General features: G+C 37.9%; 21 protein-coding genes and 5 pseudogenes. 9 read left to right on the top strand and 17 right to left on the bottom strand.

From position 1 onward, the window contains the following. Positions 1 to 81: 81 nt before the first annotated feature. Positions 82 to 1,088 (bottom strand): annotated as a pseudogene (gene alc / locus IRT38_RS09355) (allantoicase). 165 nt (positions 1,089 to 1,253) lie between these two features. Here alc and IRT38_RS09350 point away from each other — a divergent pair. The 4 genes from IRT38_RS09350 to nadS all read left to right on the top strand — a co-directional run bounded on the left by IRT38_RS09350 (position 1,254) and on the right by nadS (position 4,069). Continuing rightward, positions 1,254 to 1,964, top strand: a complete 711-nt coding sequence (locus tag IRT38_RS09350; protein ID WP_194597524.1) for a FadR/GntR family transcriptional regulator — start codon at positions 1,254 to 1,256, stop codon at positions 1,962 to 1,964. A gap of 181 nt (positions 1,965 to 2,145) precedes the next feature. After that, complete coding sequence (gene hpxO, locus IRT38_RS09345; RefSeq protein WP_194597523.1) at positions 2,146 to 3,303, top strand: FAD-dependent urate hydroxylase HpxO; 1,158 nt, start codon at positions 2,146 to 2,148, stop codon at positions 3,301 to 3,303. A 180-nt stretch (positions 3,304 to 3,483) separates the two neighbouring features. Beyond that, positions 3,484 to 3,804 carry a type II toxin-antitoxin system RelE/ParE family toxin gene (locus tag IRT38_RS09340; RefSeq protein WP_194597522.1) on the top strand — a complete coding sequence of 107 codons (321 nt, stop codon included), beginning with the start codon at positions 3,484 to 3,486 and terminating at the stop codon, positions 3,802 to 3,804. Then, a complete protein-coding gene (gene nadS / locus IRT38_RS09335; protein ID WP_194597521.1) occupies positions 3,797 to 4,069 on the top strand; it encodes a NadS family protein in 273 nt (90 codons plus the stop codon). The genes IRT38_RS09340 and nadS overlap by 8 nt, the downstream gene beginning before the upstream one ends. Positions 4,070 to 4,307: 238 nt before the next feature. Here nadS and IRT38_RS09330 read toward each other — a convergent pair. From IRT38_RS09330 to uraD, 4 genes and pseudogenes are all read right to left on the bottom strand, one after another. Then, positions 4,308 to 5,588: pseudogene (locus IRT38_RS09330) on the bottom strand (hypothetical protein). 183 nt (positions 5,589 to 5,771) lie between these two features. After that, positions 5,772 to 7,148, bottom strand: a pseudogene (locus IRT38_RS09325) (nucleobase:cation symporter-2 family protein). A 43-nt stretch (positions 7,149 to 7,191) separates the two neighbouring features. Beyond that, a pseudogene (uraH, locus tag IRT38_RS09320) lies at positions 7,192 to 7,527 on the bottom strand (hydroxyisourate hydrolase). Next, positions 7,527 to 8,027, bottom strand: coding sequence for a 2-oxo-4-hydroxy-4-carboxy-5-ureidoimidazoline decarboxylase (gene uraD / locus IRT38_RS09315; protein ID WP_194597520.1), 501 nt, complete (start codon positions 8,025 to 8,027; stop codon positions 7,527 to 7,529). The pseudogene uraH and the gene uraD overlap by 1 nt, the downstream one beginning before the upstream one ends. Positions 8,028 to 8,288: 261 nt before the next feature. On the opposite strand from uraD, the gene IRT38_RS09310 reads away from it, so the two are divergent. The 4 genes from IRT38_RS09310 to IRT38_RS09295 are packed head-to-tail and all read left to right on the top strand — an operon-like array spanning position 8,289 to position 10,510. Next, a complete protein-coding gene (locus IRT38_RS09310) occupies positions 8,289 to 8,855 on the top strand; it encodes a nuclear transport factor 2 family protein (protein WP_194597519.1) in 567 nt (188 codons plus the stop codon). Positions 8,856 to 8,891: 36 nt separating this feature from the next. Next, entirely contained in the window at positions 8,892 to 9,260 is a 369-nt protein-coding gene (locus IRT38_RS09305; protein ID WP_194597518.1) for a roadblock/LC7 domain-containing protein, read from the top strand. A 49-nt stretch (positions 9,261 to 9,309) separates the two neighbouring features. Then, positions 9,310 to 9,807, top strand: coding sequence for a chalcone isomerase family protein (locus IRT38_RS09300; RefSeq protein ID WP_004953474.1), 498 nt, complete (start codon positions 9,310 to 9,312; stop codon positions 9,805 to 9,807). Positions 9,808 to 9,820: 13 nt separating this feature from the next. Further along, positions 9,821 to 10,510 (top strand): response regulator transcription factor, encoded by a 690-nt coding sequence (locus IRT38_RS09295; protein WP_004959303.1) that lies wholly within the window; start codon positions 9,821 to 9,823, stop codon positions 10,508 to 10,510. Between the two features lie 2 nt (positions 10,511 to 10,512). Here the strand turns inward: IRT38_RS09295 and IRT38_RS09290 are convergent, their stop codons facing one another. The 10 genes from IRT38_RS09290 to IRT38_RS09245 all read right to left on the bottom strand — a co-directional run bounded on the left by IRT38_RS09290 (position 10,513) and on the right by IRT38_RS09245 (position 21,465). Beyond that, positions 10,513 to 11,841, bottom strand: coding sequence for a sensor histidine kinase (locus tag IRT38_RS09290; RefSeq protein ID WP_194597517.1), 1,329 nt, complete (start codon positions 11,839 to 11,841; stop codon positions 10,513 to 10,515). 28 nt (positions 11,842 to 11,869) lie between these two features. Beyond that, positions 11,870 to 12,919, bottom strand: a complete 1,050-nt coding sequence (locus IRT38_RS09285) for an SAM-dependent methyltransferase (RefSeq protein ID WP_004914975.1) — start codon at positions 12,917 to 12,919, stop codon at positions 11,870 to 11,872. Between the two features lie 9 nt (positions 12,920 to 12,928). Beyond that, positions 12,929 to 13,708, bottom strand: a complete 780-nt coding sequence (locus tag IRT38_RS09280) for a DUF1295 domain-containing protein (RefSeq protein ID WP_194597516.1) — start codon at positions 13,706 to 13,708, stop codon at positions 12,929 to 12,931. 34 nt (positions 13,709 to 13,742) lie between these two features. Next, entirely contained in the window at positions 13,743 to 14,942 is a 1,200-nt protein-coding gene (locus IRT38_RS09275; RefSeq protein ID WP_194597515.1) for an SAM-dependent methyltransferase, read from the bottom strand. Beyond that, the gene (locus tag IRT38_RS09270) at positions 14,917 to 15,732 is read right to left on the bottom strand and encodes a DUF1365 domain-containing protein (protein ID WP_075696384.1); all 816 of its coding nucleotides are present in this window, start codon (positions 15,730 to 15,732) and stop codon (positions 14,917 to 14,919) included. Before IRT38_RS09270 ends, IRT38_RS09275 begins: the two co-directional genes overlap by 26 nt. Before the next feature lie 15 nt (positions 15,733 to 15,747). Next, positions 15,748 to 17,022, bottom strand: a complete 1,275-nt coding sequence (locus tag IRT38_RS09265) for an NAD(P)/FAD-dependent oxidoreductase (RefSeq protein ID WP_194597514.1) — start codon at positions 17,020 to 17,022, stop codon at positions 15,748 to 15,750. Next, a complete protein-coding gene (locus IRT38_RS09260) occupies positions 17,022 to 18,008 on the bottom strand; it encodes an acyl-CoA desaturase (RefSeq protein ID WP_125299369.1) in 987 nt (328 codons plus the stop codon). Before IRT38_RS09260 ends, IRT38_RS09265 begins: the two co-directional genes overlap by 1 nt. A gap of 200 nt (positions 18,009 to 18,208) precedes the next feature. Next, positions 18,209 to 19,006 carry a sulfite exporter TauE/SafE family protein gene (locus IRT38_RS09255; protein WP_194597513.1) on the bottom strand — a complete coding sequence of 266 codons (798 nt, stop codon included), beginning with the start codon at positions 19,004 to 19,006 and terminating at the stop codon, positions 18,209 to 18,211. Between the two features lie 105 nt (positions 19,007 to 19,111). After that, positions 19,112 to 20,767, bottom strand: coding sequence for a bifunctional protein tyrosine phosphatase family protein/NAD(P)/FAD-dependent oxidoreductase (locus IRT38_RS09250; RefSeq protein WP_194597512.1), 1,656 nt, complete (start codon positions 20,765 to 20,767; stop codon positions 19,112 to 19,114). Between the two features lie 14 nt (positions 20,768 to 20,781). Further along, positions 20,782 to 21,465 (bottom strand): MBL fold metallo-hydrolase, encoded by a 684-nt coding sequence (locus IRT38_RS09245; RefSeq protein WP_194597511.1) that lies wholly within the window; start codon positions 21,463 to 21,465, stop codon positions 20,782 to 20,784. Between the two features lie 194 nt (positions 21,466 to 21,659). Between IRT38_RS09245 and IRT38_RS09240 the strand changes: the two genes are divergently transcribed. Further along, positions 21,660 to 22,958, top strand: coding sequence for a sigma-54 interaction domain-containing protein (locus tag IRT38_RS09240; protein ID WP_194597510.1), 1,299 nt, complete (start codon positions 21,660 to 21,662; stop codon positions 22,956 to 22,958). 56 nt (positions 22,959 to 23,014) lie between these two features. Here IRT38_RS09240 and IRT38_RS09235 read toward each other — a convergent pair whose 3' ends face one another. Both IRT38_RS09235 and IRT38_RS09230 read right to left on the bottom strand, forming a co-directional pair. Then, positions 23,015 to 25,480, bottom strand: a complete 2,466-nt coding sequence (locus IRT38_RS09235) for an acyl-CoA dehydrogenase (protein ID WP_194597509.1) — start codon at positions 25,478 to 25,480, stop codon at positions 23,015 to 23,017. Between the two features lie 335 nt (positions 25,481 to 25,815). Continuing rightward, positions 25,816 to 26,102, bottom strand: a pseudogene (locus IRT38_RS09230) (IS4 family transposase); the annotation flags it as partial.

Here is a 26,102-nt window from a genome sequence, read left to right as displayed (position 1 = left end):
CAAAAGTAAGCAAATACGAATTCAAACATGATCTGTTTTATCAAAACTTATATGACCTTGCTCATTACTGAAGAAACAATTTCATTCTGTGATTTTCCCCCACAAACGAATGCGACTGATTCCACCATCAGGAATCATATTGACACGAATATAGTTCACTTTTTGATGCTGCAAGATTTCAGCTATATATGAGTGAATCGCGTCCATTGATAAAGGTTGCTGTTCTAATAAGTAAGACCAAAACATACTTTGAGGAATCAACTGTGCATCTGTTGCATCCTCAACATAAGCGGCTTGGATCGAACAAAATGCAGGAAAATTTCCTTTAAAATGTGCTGTATCAACTTCTATTTTTTCTACATGCCCAGTTTGTCCTAACGCAATAACACACCAATCAAAACCAGGCTCACGGCGGCGCTTGGTTTCCCAACCATCGCCCATATTAATGCCACGATCTGGGCTGAGTAAGTTATTCGGATGCCCGTAATGTGCATCACTAAATGCAACAATACGTCCACCATTTTTCAAACCAATCAGGTCAATTTGTTGGGTTGAATCTATATTTTCCAGTAGGACATTTCCGTAAAAACGTAAACGAGCAACACCACCATCAGGGAAAATGTTAAGTCTAATATGAGTGATTTTATGTGCTTCGCAGCTAAAAAAAATGATGATGATCAGGAGACAAAACCGAGTTTTCTAACAATGGGATCCAAGTAATATTTTCCAGTTGATCATCAAGTGCATAACACCCTCCTATTGAGGCAGAAGCAGGATAATTCCCTGTGAAAAAAGAAGTATCGAGATCAAAGCCTGAAATTTTTCCAGTTACACCTAAGCGAACAATACACCAATCATAACCAGCTTCGCGCTTACGGCGTGTTTCCCAGCCATCCATCCATTTGCCATGATTATCAAACTTACCTTCAATAAATTTTGCAGGTTCTGGTTGTAGCATTCGTTCCGCACTTGCAAAAAAACTCATCTGAACAAGATACAATGCTCGCGCCGATGTGCGCACCAGCTAAATTGGTTAAACCCTGTAAGTTATCTGGCAAAGTTACTACTTTGGCAATATGCACCGTCATTGATCAATCCTAAAAACATTTTCATATGGTTCATTCTATGCAAAATCCAGTCCAACTGGTCTGACCTGTTGCAAATAATTATCTAATTTTAGCTTTGAAGCAATTTAAATTTATGAATTTTGTGTAGAATCAAATTGTTCATTTTATTTTTAGGAAACGATGTATATGAGTCCACAAGCTATGCTCAACGGAAAATCATCTCAAGTGACTGAGCAAGCGGTGGAAGTCATTCATCAACGTATTCAAGAAGGTACTTATGCAATTGACTCTACATTACCTTCCCAACGTGATCTTGCTGCCCAGTTAGGAATAAGTCGCGCTTCTCTACGTGAAGCTTTAACTCGCCTTGCTGCTTTAGGCTTGTTAGAAATTAAGGCTGGTAAAGGTGTTTATGTCATTTCAAAGCATAGTAAAGCAGCCAAACAATGGGAAGGTGAACATCGCATTTCTCTAAAAGATTTCTATCAACTACGCTATGTGCTTGAAGGATTTTGCGCCTTGCTGGCATGTGAATATCTAACTGAACAAGATAAATCTACTTTAAAACAACACTATGAAGCGCTCTCAAATGCAATTTTGCAACAAAATTGGCAAGCTGCTTCTGAATTTGATTATGCATTTCATCAACATATCATTGATTTATGTCATAATCAGTCGATCATTCAAACACTTAAAATGCATAATGAATGGATTAAGAAAAGTCAGATTCTTCCTTTTGTTCAACCAAATTTAGCATTTAAAACCATTAAAGAACATGATGCGATTTTACAGGCACTCTTTAAACATGATGCTTTAGCGGCTGAAAAGGCAATGCAGGCACATATTATTGGCGCTGCTCAACGTGCTGGTGTTTATTTTTCTCGTCATGAGTCTTGATAAAATACCCATGCACCACTTTAACTCAAACTTTGAACCACATCAAAACACCCATCCTATTTCCGCTTCTTCATAGTGCATAATAACTGGTATGACCTGTTAAACCACTAAATAAAATTGGCACAATTCTCGCTTAAGACTCATTAGAAATTTTATCATTTTGAATACTAGGGTCTGAACAATGAATATTGCGATTGTAGGTGCAGGTATGGGCGGTTTAACTGCTGGTATCGCTTTAAAAAAATTTGGACATCAGGTCACGATTTATGAACAAGCAGCTGAAATATTACCTGTAGGAGCAGCGATATCACTCTGGTCGAACGGCGTAAAATGCCTAAATTATCTTGGTTTGACTGAGCAAATTCAAACTTTAGGCGGACAAATGGAATCATTAGCCTACATCGATGGCCTGAATAATCAAACCATGACTCAGTTTGATTTAACTCCTTTGTATAAAGAAGTTGGACAACGTGCCTACCCTGTTGCGCGTGCAGATTTACAACAACTTCTCATGGAAAAATTTGGCTTAGAAAATATTAAACTAGGCATGAGAATGACCGAGATTGAAGATCAGTCTGAATATGTCAATATTCATTTTTCCGATGGTTCCCAGATAAAAGCAGATCTACTGATTGGTGCAGATGGCACTCACTCTATCACGCGTAAGTTTGTACTCAGCAATCAAGTTGAACGACGTTATGCTGGTTATGTCAATTGGAATGGGCTGGTTCAAATCGATGAAAAAATTGCACCAGCGCAACAATGGACAACCTACGTCGGTGAAGGAAAACGTGTCTCCCTTATGCCTGTAGCACAAAATCGTTTCTATTTCTTTTTTGATGTTCCTATAGAAGCAGGTCTACCCAATCAACGTGATCAATATAAAACTGAGCTGAAAAAATATTTCAAAGATTGGTGTTCACCTGTGCATCAACTGATTGATTGTTTGGATGAACAAAAAACCAATCGCGTTGAAATCCATGATATTGAACCTTTTATGAATTTTTATAAAGGTCGTGTCGTTTTACTTGGTGATGCAGCCCACAGTACCACTCCAGAGATTGGGCAAGGCGGTTGCCAAGCAATGGAGGATGCTATTTACTTGGCACGTGCTTTGCAAATAAATACTTTTGGGCTAAGTGATGCACTAGAACGATACCAAAACAAACGTAATGACCGAACCAAACAAATGGTATTACGTGCTCGTAAGCGTTGTGATGTAACGCATATGAAAGATCAAAAAGTGACTGAAGAATGGTATCAATCACTCTATACAGAACAAGGTTCGCACATCATGCAAGGAATTATTAGCAATATTGTGGGAAATCCTTTAGATTAATAACATAAAGTTTTAACTCCCCCCTTCAATGGGGGTTTTTTTTATTCAAATAATTTAATCAGGTAATTTTTATAAAATAGCTTATGAGAATCTTTAGCTATTGATCATCACCAACTTAGTAACTGGCTTTTTTTCACGATATTCACTACAATAAAAATACGCCATTGACGTACTGACGCCATGCTATTTATTGAAACCAGTATTTTTACCAAACAAATCAAAGAGCTTGTCTCTGATGATGAATATAGAGAACTCCAACAAGAACTTTTAGTTCAGCCAGATAAGGGAGATCTCATTAAAAATGGTGGTGGAATTCGTAAAGTACGTTGTGCTCAAGGCAGTAAAGGAAAAAGTGGTGGCATTCGAGTAATTTATTACTGGATCACTAAAGATGATCAGATATTTATGCTATTGGCTTACCCTAAATCTGTTAAAGAAAACCTAACTGAGAAAGAGACCGCTATCCTATGTCAACTTGTGAAGGAGCAATTTCATGGATAATAACTTATTTGATGACCTCGTTGCTTCGATCAAAGAAGCAGGAGCTATTAAACGTAATGAAGTTAAAGCAAGTCGAGTGACTGAGCTGACCCTTCCTAATATTAAAGAAGTTCGTGAGAAAACAGGCTTGAGCCAAACAGAATTTGCTGCACGTTTGCATATTAGCCCTCGTACACTTCAAAACTGGGAACAAGGCCGACGCTATCCAACAGGGCCAGCAGCAACCCTGATCCGCATTCTAGATGCACATCCGAGCCTGATTTAAATTGTTACTAGCTCAAATCCGATCTGACAGTTATCCATTTTTTCGTATGCCTATCAGGTTAAATTTGAGGTACACCCTATACGAAGTTAAGCTATTTAAGACCAAAACTTTCTAATTCAGCAGGGTTAAAGGTTTCATCAAACATATAGTGATCCCGCTTGGCTGTTTTAAGTACGGTAAGCATATTAAAAAAAACAGGTTTCACATAGCTGAAATAGGCAATTGGGATAAGCAGACTTTAAAATTTATAGCTCAATGTAAATCGATTTTGTAAAAAGTCTTTTTCATAACGTGGTGAAGTTTGGATACCAAAGAAGTTACTCACACTAAATCCTTTTAAAGCGCCTGTGAAATTATAAATGCCAAAAACCATATACTCAGATTGATTGCGACTCGCAACATGATCGGCCTCTTTCAAATCCATAAAAGAATATCGAGCACCCGCAATCACTTGATCTGTGAGCTTTCCTTCCAAGGTCGTCATAAAAGCATTCCCTGCACCTAAATCTTGCGTACTGGTAAAAAATGGTTGTGCGAAAATTTCACCTGAAGAAGTTTTAGTAGCGTATGGAGTTAATAAAGCACCATTTAGATAACTTTCGCTATCTGGTTTGATATAGTTATAGGCCACTTTCACACTTGCTTTTGACAAAACTTTAAACGCCGCCTGAACCCCAAAAATTTGGCTATCTACCGCTCCAGCCAAAGCTTTGCATTGATCTTTACCCGAAATATATTGCATAGAAAACTCTGGCGAATAATTCAATTTTGGCAAAGACAAATCTGCTTGGGTATAAATCAAACGCGTGTAATCATCATAGTCTTGATACCAAAATTGAGCTTTAAGCTTTTTATCTTCGGCGATATCAAAACTCTTACCTGCACCAACTGACCACACACCATCTGATTGAATATTTGAATTTTGACGTGTGGTTTTGGTAAATTCATCATCAGCATAGCTTTTAAATTTATTGACTTTAGTTAAGCGTATAAAGTCAGTGTTATTTCCCACTTGGAAATCCGCAGCTTGATACAAAGCCATTAAAATACGCCGATCTGCATAATCCCCCCATAAATGGTAAATTAAGACGCTGATTACCGACTGTCACTCGTGCGAAATCATTTTTCCAAGTGACATAGGCTTCCGCCAAGCCATCGCTATCTTCTTATAACTCGGATACTTCATCATTTTTATTTTTCTCATCTAAACGACGTTGCAGATCATAAAGCCATAAAATGGCGCTGTTTCATATTTAATATAACCACCAATGGCAACAGTATCTTGATTAAGATTATTGACAAAATAACCATTATTCAAAGAATAATAAGCTGTTTTAACTGCACCATGTATCGCTCCACAAGTCAGCATTTCCTGTATGGATTTAACTGAATTATCTTGCACTTTGCAGTCTTGCGCTAAATTAAACAGACCATTCAAGCTCGTATCTGCAGCCCAAACTTGGCTCATGCTCCCCATTGTGATGAGCAGAGTCACCGATTTAAAAGTAAAATTTTTCATAATATTTCCCTAATGATTCATTTAAAAATCAACTCAATTCATTTTTTAAGTCGTCAAAGCCCCAACCTTTGATTTTTAAAATCAAAGCTCCCCTAGACCTATTCAAAAATGAATAAGAAATTTTTTAATGGTTGATGATTAAAACGTGTGATGGATTTAGAAAATCAAGCCACTTCAGTACCGTTATGAGTGGCCAGAATTAATAGGTAATGTTGTTGTTTCCACCGATTTTTTGGCGAAAGGTAAATGATTAAATAAAATATTGAGCAAAATAGCAGTAATACATGCTGAGCTAATTCCAGAATGTAATAGGGTACTAACCCATTTTGGAAACTGTGCATAGAACTCATGGTTTGCAATCGGAATCATTCCAATTGCCAATGAGGTTGCGACAATAATCAAATTTTTATAATCGTTATAATCTACTTTTGCCAATGTACGGATGCCACTTGCGGCCACTGTGCCAAACAACACAATACCTGCCCCACCTAATACTGGCATTGGAATAGCAGCCACTAAACGCCCAACGATAGGTAACAATCCTAGAACCACCAGAATTCCACCAGCGGTTGCCACCACAAAACGACTCTTAATCCCTGTAATTGCAACCAAGCCTACATTTTGTGCAAATGCGGTTTGCATAAACGAACCAAAAATTGGGGCAACTGCACTAGATAACATATCAGCGCGTAAACCGTCTCCAATCCGTTTAGAATCAACTTTGCTTCCAACAATTTCACCAATTGCGATAATGTCTGCCGTAGTCTCAGTCATAATAACTAAAGTTACGATCACCATAGAAAAATGGCAGTAAATTCAAACACTGGCATGCCAAAATGGAAGATATGAGGAAAAGCGAACACTGAACCATTAGCAACTTTGGAAAAATCTGCAAACCCAGCCAATGAAGCGATAATCGTTCCTAATACAATCGCCATTAAAATTGCCAGACGACGAATTAACTGACTTTTTAACATACTGAAAATAATGACTATCGCTAAAGTCATCGCAGCTAAACCAATATTTGCTGGATCTCCCCAATTTTCAGCTTTTGGATTCCCCCCCATCATCCAACGAATCGCAACGGGCAATAAAGAAATACCAATCATCGTAATCACACAGCCAGTCACCACAGGTGGGAAAAAACGAATAATTTTTGAAAAGAATGGTGCTAGTAATAAACCAATCAATGACGCAACGATGACTGCGCCAAATGCTGAAGCTAATCCTCCACCTGTGGTGACAATTGCCAAAATTGTTGCAACACCAGCAAAAGATACCCCCTTGAACAATCGGCAATTTTGCACCGAAATGCTTAAAGCCCAATGTTTGTAACATTGTTGCTATGCCTCCAACAAAAAGCGCAGCAGCAACCAACAAACCTATTTCCGAGGCTTCTAAACCTGCGACAGCGCCAATAATGATAGGTGGTGCAATAATTCCACCATACATCGTCAGCACATGTTGCAGTCCATAAATGATGTTTTTATTCATTCCTAAATATTGATGTTCTGCAGATACGCTTGCACGAGCTTCACTGTGCATTTTATCGTTGTGCATGTAATTTTCCTCTATAAAAATTCTTTGTTAATGCATGATGTACCTAACTACCGCGATAGGTTGAATAGGAAAATGGACTAATTAATAAAGGCACGTGATAGTGCTGATGAATATCCGATACTGTAAAATCGATACAAACTTTTGGATAAAAGCTTTCAATCTCTAGAGATTGAAAGTAATCGACAGTGTGGAAAATGAGCTGATAATTGCCTGTTGTGAATTAATCAAGATTAAAAGCTTTAATACGACCATCTACATCGGTTAATTGCGTACCCATCGAAATATAGCCTTGCGACGTTTCCTGTAATAATTCAACAGAAACCCCTACAGCAGGTTTACCCAATGCAGCATTTAGAATATGTGTACTTATACCTGCCATTATTGAATCTCCTGCTTTAAGCGAATTAATGCAATTTCACTGAGTTGTTGTTTAACTTCTTGCTGCTCTTGTTCAGATGAATTTTCTAAACGTCGATTGAGTTCTGTTAACATTTCTGTACCTGAACGCCCTGCCGCTCGAATCAAAAAAATATGACCAAATTTGTGCTCGTAAGCTAAATTGCCCTGAAAGAGTGCTTGTTGAATATCTTGATCTACACCAAGCTGAGCCTGTTCTTTTTGTGAAAACTGCTGCTCTCTTTCCGATAATGTCATGGCAGCTTTTTTTTCACCAATTCGTGGATGTTGTTTCAGTGCTTCTAATATTTCTGACCATTGCCATATTCGAGCTTGTAAAGCAGCCGCTTGATATAATTCTTCAGCTGAACCAAAAGGTCGTTGCAGAACAATACTTTCAATCCATGATGGAATATGAACGCATGGTTTTAATGCTTCAAATGCTTGCTCATCATTTAAAAGATTAAATCTTTCTAAATTCATTGTTGCTCCAAATTATTTAATTGTCAGACTGGTCTGACCAGATAATTTATATTTAATCAATGAACATGCCAAGACCGAATTTTGAGGACTAATTATTTTTTGAATTAAATAAAATTAACAGTTAGAAAAATCTTAAATCACTGTTCAATAATTAAAAAAATTTTTATGTTTCATCGCTATAAAAGCATGGTTTTTCAAGTTCACGTCATATTCACACCTTCACGTCTAACATCAAAATATGGATGTAATTGGATGATAAATATGACACTCTTAAAAACTCTAGCAATATCAACACTTACCTTGATTTCTCTCGTCGGATGTAAAAGCGTGCCAAGTTATACATCTGATTATCGTGAAGCAGATAAAAATATTACAGGTGTGACTCTTGATCAAGAAAAAGCACAAATGATTGGTAATCGTTTTGTGAATGCCTTTAATACTTTAGGTACACCAGATTTTGTTAAAAATGCCAGTGAATTATATGCAGATCGTCTATTTATCAATGACACACTTTCTCAATTTTCCAATAAACAAGACCTAATCAAACACTTTGAAGGCATGAATAAACGTGTGAGTAATGTCACGGTTAAACTTGTGAGCGCCACATATCAACGTGACTCTGCTTATATTCATTGGTATATGGCATATGACTTTAAAATGTTTGGTCGAACTAAATCTATGGCTTCATATGGTGTCACTCAGATGAAAATAAACGGTTCGAATCAAATCATTTTCCAACAAGACTATTGGGACCCAGCAAATGGTTTATATCGCTCATTACCATATGTCGGAAGTGGTTATTCTATGATCTTACCGTTCAAAAAATAGTTTAAAATTCAGCCCCCTTTAAGCAGAAAATAAATTATGGAAATCAATTTATTATCAAAACAATTAAAACGGATTAAGGGTTTAATTGTTCTAGCGCTGATCGATGCCTATGATGGTTCGATTCTCGAATACTTTGGTGATGAATTTTTCAATATTGATTTAGCTGCTGCTGAAGGGGCAAATTTACTCAGCTATCAACGACAACTGATGGCTGAGCTTGATTCAAATGATTACTTAGAAGGTGTCTTGGTCACGATCCGCGATCAACATCATATCGTGACGCCATTGGAAACCAATCATACGCTTTTCCTTTATGCTGTTTTAGATCGTACCGACACAAATCTTGCTTTCGCACGGTATGAGATACAGCAAGTTGAACGGAACCTTAATTTCTATACCTATTAAGCTCGGTCTATATAAGCCTAGATCTACATTTGAAAACTGAGGATTTGTTATGTTTTACCACAGAAAAATCATAGTGCTCTCAAGTGTACTATTTCTCTCTCTCGCAACAAATCTTAGTCATGCAAGCACTCAATTTTGTAAAAACGCGCCGATTATCGTGACTAAAAAGAATGTTGGTACAGTCAGTTATTATGCTAGTGACTGTGGTCAAAAATGGGATAGTCAAGATATACAGCTCGACTTCATGTACACTCGTGATATTCCAGAATGGGCTTTTAAAAGAGCAGCCACCCATTTTCTCAAGAAAAATGTCAGCAATTTTACGGATAATTCTGCGTTGAATAAAATTACATCTTTATATAAGCCTGTCCGTAAAGGCGATCTGTACTCGTTAAAATATAGTCATTCTAATCAAACACTTTCACTGTCTTTAAATCAAAAACCACTTGGAAAAATTACTGATACTGAAGCCAATCAGTATTTTAAAATTTGGTTTGGAAGCCAGCCATTTAATGCTAAATTAAAGCAACAATTACTAAATCAATAACTTGACTATTATTATGAGCAATCAATTTATTCTGATGGTTGAAGATCACTATGAACTTGCAGCAACAGTGTGTGAGTTCCTAGAAGAGCATGGCTTTGTGATCGATCATGCACGCAACCTCGATGCGGCACGAAATTTTCTAAAGAACCAACCCTACCATTTGCTACTTTTAGATATCAATCTTCCCGATGGTTCAGGCTACGACTTATGTGAATGGCTTAGAAATGATCAAGGTAAAGATATTCCTATCTTGATGTTAACCGCGAGAGATACCTTAGATGACAAATTAAAAGGTTTTACTGCTGGAACAGATGACTATTTAGTTAAACCTTTTGATTTTAATGAATTAGTGATGCGTATTCGTGCGTTGATTAAACGATCTCTTGGAGAGGTTTCTTCTAGTAAAATTCAAATCCATGATCTTATTTTAGATAGTTCTACCCAAACAGTTACCCGTGCGGGTCAACATATTGAGCTGCCAAGAATTCAGTTTAAATTACTCAAAATTTTGATGCGCAATTCACCTAAAGTAATCACTAAACAAGAAATTATCATCGAACTATGGGGAGATGAAGAACCTGAAAGCGATGCCTTACGCAGCCATATCTATAACTTACGCAAAATGGTCGACAAACCATTTGACCAAAAGTTAATTCATACCGTCTCAGGTGTTGGCTTAAAAGTCGCTTTTGAAGATTATTAAACTCAATTCATATACACCACAACGATTAAACCCGTTGTGTTTTCCAGTTTAAGATATTTGCGTGTGCTCAAATAATATTGTCGGTCAAATAGTTCAACACGCCAACCTAATTGATTACAGAGTTTTTGAACTAACTGTAACCCGATACCATGCCCTTTTGCCTTAAGTTGCAGTTGAGTCGTATTTAATTCTTGAACTTTGGAATCATTCGGCATCGTGATTCCAATCCCATTATCCGCAATCACAATACTATTTTTACGTTGAATAATATGAATGTTTGAGCCTTGGGAATAATTCAGAGCATTACGCAGGATATTGCTCAGAACCATTTTAGTCATAGATGGATAAATCATACGAGGAAATTCTTGAGAATCGTATTGAACTAGAATCTCCATGCCTTTGCTTTGACTCACTGGATCTAAGTCACTTACCAAATCACGAATGATCGTTGATAGAGTCATTTGTTCAGCGGTTAGCGTGTTCGTGGTGTTTCGAGCAATAGCCAATAGCGTATCAACCAACAATTGCATATCTTCGATGGTATTCGAAATTCGATTTAGTGATTTATCTTCACCATATTTCGCCTGACAAAGTTGCACATTGCCTTTCAAAATCGTTAGCGGAGTACGCAATTCATGGCTCACATCACCCGTAAACTCTCTTTCTCGATAAATAAATTCAGTTAAAACTTGATGATATTTTTCCAGCGCTTGTTTTAGATATTCCGCTTCTAAATTGCCATTGGTACTAATACCTTGAAACGGCGATGCTTCTTTATTTTGATGCGCCCAATCAATATGTTCTAAAGCATTGGCTAATCGAGTTATCGGTGAGAAATAACGTTTAGCACGACGATTAGACCACCATAAAATACTGTAAAGCACAATTAGGCTAAACATTAATGGTGCAAGTCCGAACATCCATACAATTTTATTAACGTTACTTTCGCCAAAAACCAATAAAACGTGCTGACCATTTCGCTCTCCGTAAACAGTCATACGTTCTTTTCCATCCACAAAAATGCGGTGTACACCTTGTTCTAAACGTTGTCCTTTAAAAGCAGCGGGCGGCATTGCTGTGTTCCAACGATAGCCGTACAAATTCTTTGTGTCTGGTAAATCTGCATTTGGGTTACGATCGACTCGAAGCCAATAATGTTCCATCTCTTGCTCGAGTGCAGTTTTAAGTAAAGAACCCTTAATTACCCATGCACTACACGCAATACCAATAATGATTGAAAGTGCGATCAGCCCTATTTGCAACCAATAATGACGATTAAACATCTTGCTCAATGGATGTGTATTCACGCCATGATTTTTCGGTTTTAACATAAACTGATCTGCAATAAACAATTGTTAATTATACGACTTTCTTATTGAACAGGAAGTGACCAATCACCCACTCTTGTCCTTGTTCAAATCCAAATAACTCTGCACAAGCCATAAAGAATATACGCCAACGTTGCCACCATGCATCTGCATCTTGTGCATAGACTTGCTCAAACAAAGGTCTTAACTCATCAGCATGGCGATCCATATTTTCTAGCCAAGCATTAGATGTTTTTTCATAATGTGTGCCTGACCACTGCCAATGCTGCGCAAGCTCTAAATGATCTTGGAAATGTAAGAATGTAGAAGTAGATGGCATGAGACCACCCGTAAAAAAGTAACGTGACATCCAGTCATATTCACTTTTGATTTCAAAAGGATAATGTAAGAAGCGATGACAGAAAATATGACACCACAACTTACCATCTTCTTTAAGCCAAGACTGAATTTTCTCAAAGAGTTTCTGATAGTTTCTAACGTGTTCAAACATTTCAACCGAAACTACACGATCGAACGTATTGGTCTTTAATTCGAGCACATTGACATCGCAAGTGATGATTTGAATATTATTCAAATTACGTTTTTCAGCTTCAGCTAAAATATGCTGACGTTGAGTTGCAGAATTTGAAACACCTGTGATCTTCGCATTTGGATAACGCTCAGCCATCCATAGGGTAAATGATCCCCAACCACAGCCCAATTCTAAAATCTCTTGACCATCCTGCAACTGTGCACGATCACTATATATTTGCAGTGCAAACTCTTCGGCTTCATCTAGTGTGGTGTGCTCATGTGGAAAGAAACAGGCACTATATTTCAAACGTTTACCTAAGACAGCCTGAAAGAAAGCAGTTGGCAACTCATAATGTTGCTCATTGGCTTTGTCTGTTTCAATCGCAATCTCACTGTGCTTCAACATATTGAGCACGTCCATATAACGCTGTGCACCTTGCTCAGGATCATAGCGCCCTTCTTGAATCAAACGCTTTTTACTCAATGCACGGATTGCTGCACGAATCGCCTGATCTGGAACTAAACCGCTTTCAACGAGTTTTAAAGATTTTTGAATAATAAAGTCCATGTGCAGTACCTACTGTTTGGGTTTCCACGGAATAAACATTGAAGTTCGTTTTTGATAATCGAGATAATTTTGACCTCGATTTTTTAATGCTTGTTGCTCACTGAATGGAATACCCGTGATGTAATAAAAGAATAACCACATCAAAATTGGATAGATCCACAAGCTTAATAATCCTGCCGCTAATCCTATGATTGGATAAGCAAACCAATGCAGCCATTCAAAGAAGTAGTTTGGATGCCTTGAATACTTCCATAGACCTTGATCCATTGTTTTGCCATGATTTTTAGGATTTTGCTTGAAACGATATAATTGTTGATCTGCAACCGTCTCACCGACGAATGCAACAAACATAATTAGACCTGCAATAATCAGATAATCATTGGTATTCATGCTCCACGACACGCTTGGCATATTGAGCAAGCTCCACATCGGAATGCTAAATAAAATGGCTAATCCAGCCTGAAACATGAAAAATAGAAAGAAACCAAAATGTTGATATTTGCCCATTGCTCTACGCATGTTGGCATATCGACGATCTTCTTCATGCTCAGCTAAATAACGACGGAATAGATGCAAAGTTAGACGCAAGAACCATATTGAACTGAATACGCCGAGAAACAATCTGACATTTAACGGAGCGATGTCAACAACCAATGCTGTAATGGCAATATTGAGAACAATACAGAAACTCCATGCGACATCTACGATACCAGCACGATGGTTAACTGTTGCCCACAACCAACAAAGCGTCATCAAAACGGCATCAAGTAAAAACAATTGCCATATCATAACTGCCTCCTTGATGCTTAAAAATAATGAGAAATTAATAAGGACTTGCTTCAAATAACAGGTGTACATCGCTGATCACCCCTTCTTTAAAGCCACCTTCGCAATAGCAAAGATAGAAATCCCACATCCGAATAAAGTTTTCATCAAATCCTAAAGCCAAAACTTGTTCTTTAGCATTTAAGAAACGCTCACGCCATTGATGAATCGTCTCAGCATAGCTCAAACCAATATCTTCAAGATGCTTTAAGCGTAACTGTTGTTCAGATGCCGCTTGAGTTAAAACGCTGATACAAGGGATAAAGCTCCCTGGGAAAATATAGCGTTTAATGTAATCCACGGTATTCAAGGCTTTTTTATAGCGCGCATCTTCAATCGTAATAGCTTGAATCAATCCCAACCCGTTCGGTTTTAATAAGGATCGGCATTTATTAAAGTAAGTCGATAAATATTGCTCACCCACCGCTTCAATCATTTCGATCGAAACTAACTTGTCGAATTTGCCTTCTAACAATCGGTAATCTTTGAGCTGAACATTGACACGATGACTGAGACCCGCATCGGCAATACGTTTGGTTGCTTCATCGTATTGTGCTTGAGAAATAGTGATCGTAGTCACTTTACAGCCATAATGCTGAGCAGCGTAGATCGCAAATCCGCCCCAACCACTACCGATCTCAACCAAGTGATCCATTGGTTTGAGTTGTAATTTCTGACAAATCAGCTCTTTCTTATAATCAGAAGCTTCTTCTAGAGTCATATCTTTGTGCTTATATACTGCACTGGAATACATCATTGAAGAATCAAGAAAGAGTTTGAAAAAGTCATTGCTCAGGTCGTAATGCTCTGCAATATTTTTTCGACTTCCTGACAATGAATTTTTACGTGTTTTGTACCAAGCTTTTAATACAAGTTGGCTGGCTTGAGAAATCACATTCTGATTAATCTTATCAAGCACATGACGATTTCTCGCCAAAATTTGAATGACTTCAACGAGGTGTTCACTGCTCCAATAGCCGCGAATATAACCTTCAGCCGCACCAAGTACACCGTTTTTAAAAATCAGATCGATCAATTCTTTATTATGAATATCTATCGTAGCTTCTAAATCTGAAGGCTCACCCACGGTACCATTCCATTCTCCACGAAAATGAATTTGACCATGACGAAGTTTGAGCAAGCTCCGAAGAACCAAAGGCAGTGAATCGTGTTCACCGAAAATAAGCGTTTTCATCATGTTGTTTTAAATCCTTATCTTTTTTAGGGTGCCGATAAAATGGAACTTTCTTTCGCCATAGATGAAAAGCTTGAAGGTAGATCGAAGCTAACATCTTGAAAGGTTCAAAGATATGATAAATAGCATAACGATTCAGTTGTGAAGGAACTGTGATGCTGGTTAAAGTGAAACGCATCGTTGCATCAAAGATAAATTTATCTGATTGATAAAGCTGCATATGAATCACATTTTGTTCATCTGAAAAGTTAAAGCACCATTTATAGTGAATATCCATCGGCATAAATGGAGACACATGAAAACTCTTTTCAAATTCGAACTCATAACTTTTGAAATGACTGTGCTCTTTTAATTTTTGACGGCAGTCATGCACATAAACTTTACGTTCATTCCAAGGGGTATTGGTGATTTCACTCAATATGAAAACAGGTTGTTTTTGAGGATTAAGTACAAAATAAAAGATGACTGAATTAAAACTAAATCCTAAAGTTCTTGGCAATGCGAGCACACGAATTTCTGATTGAGTCGATAAAATCGTGTCCACTTGCTGCAAAAGGATTTTCTTAATTCGCTCTCTGATCGAACCTGTATAGCCTTTTAGAAAATCATTTTCATAAAGATTTAAGATATTCCAACGCGAAGTTGAACAAAGCCATGAACGATCTAGGTTTTGATCGATACGATCTGGATCAAAGCATAAATAGCTCAAACTAGACTGAAAATCGTGTGCTTTGGGATGAAAGCGCCGATGTCTAATCTGAGCTTTGGCTATGGAAAGTGAATCTTCAAACATGTGATCACCTCCAAATTAGTCTTTAAGTTCTAATAGCTTATCTACTACACGCTGAGCACTTCTCGCCCCATCTTCATGAAAGCCCCACCCCCAATATGCTCCACAAAATGAACTGCGGTTTTGACCATTAATCAGTTCCCAACGCGCTTGTGACTCAATTGCTTTTTTATCAAAAACAGGATGTCGATAATGACGTTCGACATAAATCTTATTTTTCGCGATCGGCATATTCGGATTCAATGTAGAAAATACCTGCGTTTTACAAGGTAGATTCTGCAAGCTGTTCATCCAATAGGTAAATCCATAGTGTACTTGATGAACTTTACTATTTTTTTCAGGTTTTTCTTGAGCAGTGACATGCACATGCCAACTTGCCCATTGAGATTGACGCTTCGGCATAATCGAAGTATCACGATGTACCACCATAAAGTTATCTTGATAATCAAAACAACCTAATACATCTCGCTCATCTGCCGAAGGATTTTGAATAAGCTTTAACGTATCATCAGCATGACTCGCAAACACAACCCAATCAAAAGTTTCTTGTTCTTGATTCGTGACAATATGAACTAAATCATTTTCACGAATCACTTGTTGAACTTGCGCTTTCTTCCAAATAATCGATGGGCAAGCTTTTTGAATCGCTCGTATATAAGAAGCTGAACCACCTTTTACTGTCTGCCATTGTGGTCGATCAGCCAACTGCAACATACGATGATGTTGAAAGAAACTGACCACAAATTTGTAGGGTATCTTCCCAACTTGATCAACTGGACTTGACCATAGTGCGCCACACATTGGATAGAGATGTTCTTCTCTAAAGACCTGAGAGTAGTCATTTCGATTTAGATAATCTTCAATACTTAACTCAGCATCACATTGATCCACGACGACATCTTTATTCTCCTGATAAAACCTGATCAAATCAGACAGCATCAATCGAAAGTTCTTATTTAAAAAATTTTGCGGACGAGTCAATAATGACCATTTTTTAGATGGATTGTACTGTAGACCAGTGACCTGATTATTCACAGAAAAACTCATATCACTATTCTGTGCTTGGACACCAAGTTCAGCAATCATTGCACTGAATAAAGGATAGTTATAGTCATTAAATACAATAAACCCACTATCTACTGCAACATTCTGTTCATCAATCCAAAGATCGTGGGTGTCAGTGTGTCCTCCGAAATAATTTTCTTTTTCAAAGATCGTGACTTGATGCTGCTGTGATAATTTCCATGCGGCATACATGCCTGAAATACCTGAACCTACAATTGCAATCTTCATCAAGACTTCTCACTTTGAATTTTATTCGCGTTCATTTTTAAATTTTGTATTTGAGTTTTGTGCGCATCATAAACGCGCTCAGGTACTGGTTTGATCGCCCAAATGAGACCAAAAAAAGACATCATTTTTAAAATGTAATAAGTAATATCGATTTGCCACCAGAAAAAACCTTGTCGAGTGCTACCTGCATAATAGTGATGATTATTATGCCAACCCTCGCCCAATGTAATAATCGAAAGGAATAAGTTATTTCGACTATTGTCATTAGTCTCAAAATCTCGGCTTCCATACAAGTGAGCAAGCGAGTTAATACATAAAGTTGCGTGAATCAACAAAACTGTTGAAACCACAAAACCCCAAACCAGCAATTGCAAACCTGATGTACCTAAACTTGGATAAGCAACTGCTAACCACTCACCCAAACCATAGATTGATAAAGCAGTCAGTAACACAACGGGTAAACTAAATCGGTCTAACCAAACTAATTCTGGAAATTTGATCCAATCTTTGATGACCTCCTTTCGCGTTGTGAAATTCTGTTCATTTAGGAACCAGCCGATATGGCTATACCAAAAACCATGCTCTGATGAGTGTGGATCATGCTCTGTATCGGTAAAACGATGATGATAGCGATGATGAGCAGCCCACCATAAAGGACCACGTTGCGCACTCATCGTTCCAATCAAGACAAATATAAATTGCACAGGACGAGAAGTCTGAAATGTTTTATGTGACAAATAACGATGAAAGAATGCTGTGATCGCAAACATACGAATAAAATAAAAAAACAGCATAAACGCGACTGCAAACCAAGATACACCGACCCAGAAAACGGCTAAACATGCGATATGCAAAAAAATAAATGGAAGGATTCGCAACCATTGAATTTTAGTATCTTTATATGTTTTAAACGTATCAGACTCATTTGTCTCAGAAGTTTGTGTAGTTGACCAACTGTCTATCCATCGCAGAAAAAATTTAAACATTGATTCTTCCTGACCCATTTCTCTTGTAATTTTGATTTTATAAAATTTGGTATGAAATTTATGTGAAGATCAATTATATAAAAAAATATTAGCAAAATGATCTTGTAAAATCATTTAAAAACAAAAATTTATTTATACTCATCAGCCTATTCCTAAAAATAGGCTAATCATAGAATTTCATTTTTTAAATATGACACTTTCTATAAAAATAGTACAGAAAGACTTGTCCAAATTAGGTAAACAGCGACACCAATTACCACAGTTGCAAATATCTTTTGCACTGTTTTTAGATCAATCAAATTAATGAGTCGTCGTCCGACCAACATCCCTAAAATGCAAGCAACCACAAAACTGATCGTTACTGAAACTGGATATTGGAAGCCATCGAGTACGTGGATAGAAATGCTCACACCGCCAATCAGAAAAATGATCATTAACGACGTTGCAACTATACTACGCATATCGAGATCCGTTGCTTTACGCAGCGCTGGAACAATGACAAATCCACCACCAACACCAAGCAATCCAGTCAACAAACCCGCAACCACACCAATAAGACCCAATACACTGGCTGTTTTCACATTCCAAATAAGTTTTCCAGTAGACTGATTGACCTTACATGGTGGATCTTCAAAATCATGAACTTTATTGAAGAAAATTCGATAGGCAACAACCATCATCACTAAACTAAAAGCTAGGCTTAACCATGTAGGAGAGATGATGTTAGATAAATGCACGCCATATCGAGCCGATGGAATACTAATCAAAGCAATCCATATTGCAGCTTTATAGCGTACGATTTTTTTCAATAAGCCTTGTACACTCCCCACAAACGCAGAAAGTGTAATTGCAAGTAGTCCAACAGGTGCAGCTTGTGAGACAGTCCATCCTTGACTCGCCATCAGTGCGGGAACGGCTAAAATTCCTCCTCCCGCACCTGTTAATCCAAGCAAGCATCCGATTGCTAGACCTTCCAAGACTAATAACCAAATATCCATAAAGGACCTCATGAAAAATGAGATACACTTTTTCAAGTGTGAAAAAACCTAACCCAGCTCTAAATTTAGAGCTAAGCTAATGATTTATATGATCTAATAAATAAATTACAGTTTAGGTTTTACAAGCCACTCATGCCCTTTTAACATGCCATCCCAATACATCGGGGGTAGGATCTGTTCTTTTAACAGCCATGCCATACGTGAAGGTTTTTGACCATCCAAGAACCACTTTGGAAAACTCGGAAGCAGTTTCCCACCATAACCAAATTCTGCAAGAACGATCTTGCCTCGCTCAACAGTCAAAGGACATGAACCATAACCATCGTACTGAGCAAATTGATCACTACCTTTTAAGTACTGCAAAACATTCACTGCAACAATTGGCGCTTGTTTACGTGCTGCAGCAGCAGTTTTCGCATTCGGAGCATTCATGACATCTCCAAGTGCAAAAATGTAAGGATATTTACTGTGCTGCAAAGTATTTTGATCAACGCTCACCCAACCTGCTGCATCGACTAAATTACTTGCACGAATAAAATCAGGTGCTTGTTGCGGTGGAACGACATGAATCATGTCAAAATCAGTTTCTAACAGTGATGTACTTTCACCTCGATTGACCTTGAACCATGCACGTTTGTTTGCACCATCAACTTTTACCAGCTGATGGTTGAAGTGCAGATTGGCGTTATAGCGTTTCACATATTCCATCAATGCTGGCACATAAGCTTCAACACCAAATAACACCGCACCCGTATTGAAGAAATCAACTTGAATATCTTTCAATACGCCTTGTTTTTGCCAATAATCGGCAGATAGATACATCGCTTTTTGTGGCGCACCAGCACATTTGATCGGCATAGGTGGTTGAGTGAAAATCGCCTTACCACGTTTCATTTGACTGACTAACTGCCATGTATACGGCGCTAGATCATAACGATAATTCGAGGTCACACCATTTTTGCCCAATGTTTCAACTAAACCGTCAATACCGTGCCAGTTGAGCTTCAAACCTGGGCAAACCACCAATACTTCATAGTTGATCGGCTTACAGCCCTCTAACAACACCTGTTTATTGTCTGGATCAAAGGCCGCCACAGCAGCTTTTATCCACTGTACTTGCTTGGGTATCAAACTCGCCATGGTTCGAACTGTTTTTTCAGGTGCAAAAATTCCACCACCGACCATCGTCCAACCAGGTTGATAGTAATGAATTTCTGCTGGATCAATCACAGCAATATCTAGATTTGGTTCTCGTGAAAGTAAGCTTGAAGCAACTGAAATACCAGCAGCTCCACCACCTACGATCACCACCGAAAATTTAGGCACATTATTTAATTGTGTCGGATGTTGATTGAGGATTCTTGGAATTAAACCTTGTAAGTCATAACCCAGAGTTTTAGACACCAATAGCAATTGATCCAGACTTAATCCAGAAACCTGAGATAATCCCCAAAGCGTGATTGAGCGTGTACCTGTTCGGCAAAACGCCAAGATTGGCTTTTGAGCTGCTTGATAAACTGATTTAAACTCTTCAGCCTGCTCATCAGTTACACGGCCACTCACCACAGGTAAATACTCAACTTGAATCCCGTGAGTAGATGCTACTTCTTGTATTTCAATGATATTGGGTTGATCAGCACCCTCACCATCAGGACGATTACAAATAATTGTTTTGATACCTTTATTTGCAAGTTCAGCCACATCTCGTTGAGAAATTTGATCTGCAACATAAAATTCTTGATTCACTTGTTTTAATTGCATGCCACTCTCTCCTATTACTGACCGCAGGCTTTATTCGCAGGTAAAGCAATATCAATTTTCTTTGGATAAGGAAGATTGAGGTTTTCCATCAAAATAATGAAGTCTTGCTTACTTTTGCCTTCCCCCAATCGAGAGTTATATAGTCGCTCTTGTCCAACCGTAGATGACAAACGCCCCTTGTAGTCATGACCTGGATAAACAATAGTTTCATCAGCTAAAGTGAATATCTGTTGATGAATACTGTCATACAAAGTTGCCGCATCACCTTCTTGGAAATCAGTACGCCCGCACCCATCTATAAGCAATGCGTCACCCGTAAATACCATGCCGTCCACTACATAACTGGTACATGCGTTTGTATGTCCAGGCGTATAGCGAGCTTCAATTAAAATCTCCCCTACGCGAATTGCACTACGGTCAGATATAAAAATGTCACCACATGCAACTTCGGAGTTGCGATGTAACACTGTTTTACATCCAAAGCGTTCACGTAACAGATTTGCTGCCGTTACATGATCTGCATGCACATGCGTATCAAGGCTATAAACCAGCTTCAAATTATTTTGTTCAAGCATTTCCGCATAACGCTCAATTTCCGATGCGACAGGATCAATCAGTACCGCTTCACGTGTCTGTTCAGATGCGATGAGATAGGTATATGTTGAACTTTCATTTTCAAAAAACTGATGAAATATCATGTGGATCAATCTCGATGTACTTATTTATATATTCTTAAATTGCAAACAAGATGCCAACTCTATGCAAAAATTATTATATTCAAATAAAACAATATATTATTACATATTATTTAATAGTTTCTTAAATTTATGTTTCACCATCAGTTCATTTTATGTTTCAATGAAACATTCAAAGAAACAACACCTGAAACAATATGAATCAATCCATTGATTTTATAAAACAAGTAGATTTGGAAAACTTCTTAGGATATTTACAACAACTCATTACAGACTGCGCCCTGTTTATTGTTGATCAATCAAACTCAGCTATAATTTATGAGTTCAAATCAACACGTTTTAATCCCTCTATTGCTCAACTGACTAAACAAAAAATACTAAACAATCTATTAGAAACTGGGAAAATTCATCTGCAATCTGCCACAGCTTCAATTGAACTTTTAAGTTACCAACACAATATCCAAGTTTCAGATCAGGATTTCTCTGGAAAGTTGTACTTAGTTCAACCATTGCAACAGACTGAAACTTCAAAAAAGGAAAATAGTGGTCAGAGTTTGTCTGAAACATTTCATAGCCAATCTCCTGAAATGCAACGTATGTTTTCAATTATTGAACGTGTGGCGATTACAGAATTTCCAGTCTTAGTTCGTGGAGAGTCTGGAAGTGGCAAAGATCTGGTTGCACAAGCCATCCATGACCATAGTCAGCGAAAAAACAAAGTTTTTATCGCAATCAACTGCGCTGCTTTAAATGCAAACATCTTAGAAAGTGAATTGTTTGGGCATGTCAAAGGTGCTTTTACGGGTGCGATTCGTGAACATAAAGGAGTTTTCGAGCGAGCTGCTGGCGGAACGCTATTTTTAGATGAAATTGCTGAAATCCCACTGGAGTTACAAGCCAAACTTTTGCGTGTACTCGAGACAGGTGAATTTACGCCTTTGGGTGGTGAAAAATCAATTAAAGCCAATGTACGAATCATCACCGCGACTCACCGAGCTTTGCGCGAAGAAGCGAAACAAGGACGTTTCCGTCAGGATTTATTATATCGCCTAAGAGTTATCCCTATTTTTATTCCGCCTTTACGTGATCGTAAAGAGGATATTCCGTTGATCGCTGAATTTATTTTGAGTCAGCAGCAATCTGTATTTCACACACAACCGCATCTATCCGACGAAGCATTAAAAACCTTAATTGCTTATGATTGGCCAGGAAATGTCCGTGAGCTTAAAAACACCCTTTTATATGCATTGACTATGGCAAATGAAAAATCAGAAATTGAAGTTGCTGATCTACCAGATGAAATCATAGATACTCATTTGCATTCATCACAATTACATGATCAAGTGTCAGAGAAGCCTGTTTATCCAGAAAAAATCAATAAAAATAAAATTAGAGATGTTTTGATTAAGCATCAAAATGACCTGAATCTTGCTGCAAAAGAACTCAATATGAGTCGAACAACTTTATGGCGATATAGAAAAAAATTTAATCTCTAATAAAAAAGCGAGCTATTTAAAATAACTCGCTTTTACTTATGATGGATGACAAATTCTTAACTTGGCAGATGCGGATTTGCTAAAGGTCGCTCTTGTTTCAGTTCACGATCAAATACATCCGTTAACATACTGTCATAACGCTTAGCATTATATTTCAGTAGTTTATCTGCCTCTGCAGGAGTAATAAAATCAATCGCCACAGCATCATGGATTCTTTCCTCAAAGCTGAGTCCTTTGAACTTATCTTTTGATTCTGCCCGTTTGAACTTATCCCACAACGGTTGCATAGTGAGCAACATCTGGAATGTAGATTCCATACGCCCCATCACATCTGTTGCTTCAGTGGTGTAATACACATGCTCCTTCAATTCTTCACGGAAAGCATTTTCCTGTAAGAGCAATTGAGCCACTTCTTGTTTCAAATGATCTGTTGGTTTTGCGACTGGACGTCCAAATGGGAAACAGATCAATTTCACTAATTTAGCTGCAACTTTTACTGGGAAGTTTTCATAGAATCCAAAGAAAGCCTCTTGTGCATTAAATAAAGCTTTGTTTAATGCCAATTCAGCATGTTTTTGCTCAGCTTCCGTCCGTTTACCACTTTCATAATATTTAAGAATCGAAGTTGCGATAAATAAGTATGAATGGATATCAGCCAAGCGTCCTGAAAGCATTTCTTTACGTTTTAAATCTCCAGCTAAAAGACCTAAAGCCATATCAGCGGTTAGAGCAAAATCAGTGCTCATGCGATTGATAATCACATAATACGGTTTGGTGAAAGTATCAGACTGCTTGGATGCATGACTCGGTCCACCCGTAATACCATAAGCTAAAGCTCTCGCACCTCGGTTAAAGGTATAAGCCAAATGCTTAAACAACAACGTGTTAAATTGTTTCAAAGCAGCTGATTTATCTTCTGCTTGCAGAAGTTGTAATTCTTCAAACAAATACGGATGGCAACGCATAGAACCTTGACCAAAAATCATCAATGATCGAGTTAAAATGTTCGCACCTTCAACCGTAATCGCAACTGGGATTGATTGATAAGTCAATGCCAAGAAGTTACGAGGACCAAGCTGAATCGCACGTCCACCGACTACATCCATCCCGTGATTGATCACAGTTCTCATCGTTTCGGTTGCATAATACTTCGCCATAGCGGTCATAACTGATGGTGTACCACCTTGATTCAAACCACAAGTGACCATATATCTGAATGCTTCTAACATATAAGCATCACTGGCAATATCACTGGTCGCTTCTTGTACACCTTCAAAGTTACCGACAGAAACTTTGAACTGTTGTCGTACACTCGCAAATGCACCAACCAATAAGTAACTCATCTCACCTGCGGCTGTAGCTAATGCTGGTAATGAAATACCACGTCCGACGCCGAGACATTCCATCAACATACGCCAACCCTTACCAGCATTTTTTTGTCCGCCGATGATCCAGTCAATTGGAATAAATACATCTGTTCCTTCGACTGTACCATTCATAAACGGCGCACCTGGATTATGACGTGCACCAATTTTAATTCCTTCATGATTTGCAGGAATTAATGCACAGGTGATGCCATATTCGGTTTTGGATTTATCACCCAGTAAACCATCAGGATCATACAGTTTAAAAGCCAATCCAATCACAGTCGCAATTGGTGCTAGTGTGATCCAGCGCTTAGAAAAATTCATTTTTAATCCAAGCACATCCTGACCTTGATACTGGCCATAACAAACCACACCTGTATCTGGAATTGCACCAGCATCTGACCCTGCTTCAGGACTTGTTAAGCCAAAACATGGAATTTCTGTACCATCCGCAAGACCTGGTAAGTAACGTTGTTTCTGTTCAGTCGTTCCATAATGCAATAAAAGCTCTCCTGGTCCTAAAGAGTTAGGAACCATACAACTCACAGCTGCAGTTAAAGAGCGTGATGCAATCTTGCTCATAATACGACTTTGCGCAAATGGGCTAAATTCTTTGCCACCAAAAGATTTTGGAATAATAAGACCTAAGAAACCTTTATCCTTGATGAATTGCCATACTTCAGGAGGTAAATCTTTATCTTGATGATGAATTTTCCATTCATCGAGCATGGCGCATAGCTGCTGAACTTCGTTGTCTAAAAAGGACTGTTCTTCAGCTGACAATGTCGGATAAGGATAATCATCAAATTTATTCCAATTAGGAGAACCCATAAACAGTTCTTTTTCCCACCAACTGGTTCCTGCTTCTAGGGCTTCTCTTTCTGTCGTACTCATCGATGGCATTGCTTTTGACAGTGCTTTATATGCAGGACGACTGATGAATGCTTCACGTAATGGAGGGAGGAGAAGAATCACACTCGCGAGAATAATTGGTAAACCAATCAATAAACTCCAAGGTGTGATAAATACACTACATAAAATAGCGATAGTAATTGATAAAAAACTACCAATCGTGCGATTTAGTTCGAAATAAAATACAGCCCACAACAAAACAAACTGAATCAACAAGCTAAGCAATATCAATAATAGAGTCATGGTTACTCCTTTGCCTGCAACTTGAACTGAGAAAATTGATTTATTTGAATTACTTGATTTTTGAACTTAGATGGCGATAAGTGAAAAAAGAGTGAATTTTGATTGTACTGATTAAAGACTGATTTGCTTAAATAACTACCATTCATTACACAAGCACATCACAAAAAACTTTTTAAAATAAGAAAACAAAATAATTTACAGATACTTAAAATTACCAAAAGATAAATTAAAAGCCAAATAGCTATATGATGATTTATTCAAATGATTGCAATCGGTTTAAATTATATTGAACGCTACAGTCAACTTATAATATTTTGCTCTGTACACGACAAATTTCATAGGGCCCTTGTCCTATCAGGCTTTTTCTTTCTTAAAATTGCGAGCACTTTCTTAAATTCTTCTTTTTTTCCAAAACCAATCAAACGTAGAATAGCCATTTGAACATAGTCCAAACCGTAGCGAAATAAACTTACTGAAAGTCGTCCATGCTTCTTTATTTTTATCGCTTTTTTTCGATCATGTTGCCATTCACCTGTTAAATAGCACCAACAGAAACCGATAGCTAGCACTGCTATCAATTTCTTGACTCGTCTAGGGTCTGTTAAACGAGTATTTTCAAGAT

The organism is Acinetobacter sp. SK-43, from assembly GCF_015351505.1.
GTDB classification, from domain to species: Bacteria; Pseudomonadota; Gammaproteobacteria; order Pseudomonadales; family Moraxellaceae; genus Acinetobacter; species Acinetobacter junii.
This window is presented reverse-complemented; position numbering and strand designations above follow the sequence as displayed.

What these genes read in the sequence shown, in the direction of transcription:
- IRT38_RS09340 (WP_194597522.1), top strand. Translation starts at nt 3,484, where the DNA reads ATGCTATTTATTGAAACCAGTATTTTTACCAAACAAATCAAAGAGCTT.
- IRT38_RS09300 (WP_004953474.1), top strand. Translation starts at nt 9,310, where the DNA reads ATGTTTTACCACAGAAAAATCATAGTGCTCTCAAGTGTACTATTTCTC.
- IRT38_RS09240 (WP_194597510.1), top strand. Translation starts at nt 21,660, where the DNA reads ATGAATCAATCCATTGATTTTATAAAACAAGTAGATTTGGAAAACTTC.
- IRT38_RS09250 (WP_194597512.1), bottom strand. Translation starts at nt 20,767, where the DNA reads ATGCAATTAAAACAAGTGAATCAAGAATTTTATGTTGCAGATCAAATT.
- hpxO (WP_194597523.1), top strand. Translation starts at nt 2,146, where the DNA reads ATGAATATTGCGATTGTAGGTGCAGGTATGGGCGGTTTAACTGCTGGT.
- IRT38_RS09285 (WP_004914975.1), bottom strand. Translation starts at nt 12,919, where the DNA reads ATGGACTTTATTATTCAAAAATCTTTAAAACTCGTTGAAAGCGGTTTA.
- IRT38_RS09245 (WP_194597511.1), bottom strand. Translation starts at nt 21,465, where the DNA reads ATGATATTTCATCAGTTTTTTGAAAATGAAAGTTCAACATATACCTAT.
- IRT38_RS09275 (WP_194597515.1), bottom strand. Translation starts at nt 14,942, where the DNA reads ATGATGAAAACGCTTATTTTCGGTGAACACGATTCACTGCCTTTGGTT.
- IRT38_RS09310 (WP_194597519.1), top strand. Translation starts at nt 8,289, where the DNA reads ATGACACTCTTAAAAACTCTAGCAATATCAACACTTACCTTGATTTCT.
- IRT38_RS09235 (WP_194597509.1), bottom strand. Translation starts at nt 25,480, where the DNA reads ATGACTCTATTATTGATATTGCTTAGCTTGTTGATTCAGTTTGTTTTG.
- uraD (WP_194597520.1), bottom strand. Translation starts at nt 8,027, where the DNA reads ATGAATTTAGAAAGATTTAATCTTTTAAATGATGAGCAAGCATTTGAA.
- IRT38_RS09290 (WP_194597517.1), bottom strand. Translation starts at nt 11,841, where the DNA reads ATGTTAAAACCGAAAAATCATGGCGTGAATACACATCCATTGAGCAAG.
- IRT38_RS09280 (WP_194597516.1), bottom strand. Translation starts at nt 13,708, where the DNA reads ATGATATGGCAATTGTTTTTACTTGATGCCGTTTTGATGACGCTTTGT.
- IRT38_RS09305 (WP_194597518.1), top strand. Translation starts at nt 8,892, where the DNA reads ATGGAAATCAATTTATTATCAAAACAATTAAAACGGATTAAGGGTTTA.
- IRT38_RS09350 (WP_194597524.1), top strand. Translation starts at nt 1,254, where the DNA reads ATGAGTCCACAAGCTATGCTCAACGGAAAATCATCTCAAGTGACTGAG.
- IRT38_RS09260 (WP_125299369.1), bottom strand. Translation starts at nt 18,008, where the DNA reads ATGTTTAAATTTTTTCTGCGATGGATAGACAGTTGGTCAACTACACAA.
- IRT38_RS09270 (WP_075696384.1), bottom strand. Translation starts at nt 15,732, where the DNA reads ATGTTTGAAGATTCACTTTCCATAGCCAAAGCTCAGATTAGACATCGG.
- IRT38_RS09255 (WP_194597513.1), bottom strand. Translation starts at nt 19,006, where the DNA reads ATGGATATTTGGTTATTAGTCTTGGAAGGTCTAGCAATCGGATGCTTG.
- IRT38_RS09295 (WP_004959303.1), top strand. Translation starts at nt 9,821, where the DNA reads ATGAGCAATCAATTTATTCTGATGGTTGAAGATCACTATGAACTTGCA.
- nadS (WP_194597521.1), top strand. Translation starts at nt 3,797, where the DNA reads ATGGATAATAACTTATTTGATGACCTCGTTGCTTCGATCAAAGAAGCA.
- IRT38_RS09265 (WP_194597514.1), bottom strand. Translation starts at nt 17,022, where the DNA reads ATGAAGATTGCAATTGTAGGTTCAGGTATTTCAGGCATGTATGCCGCA.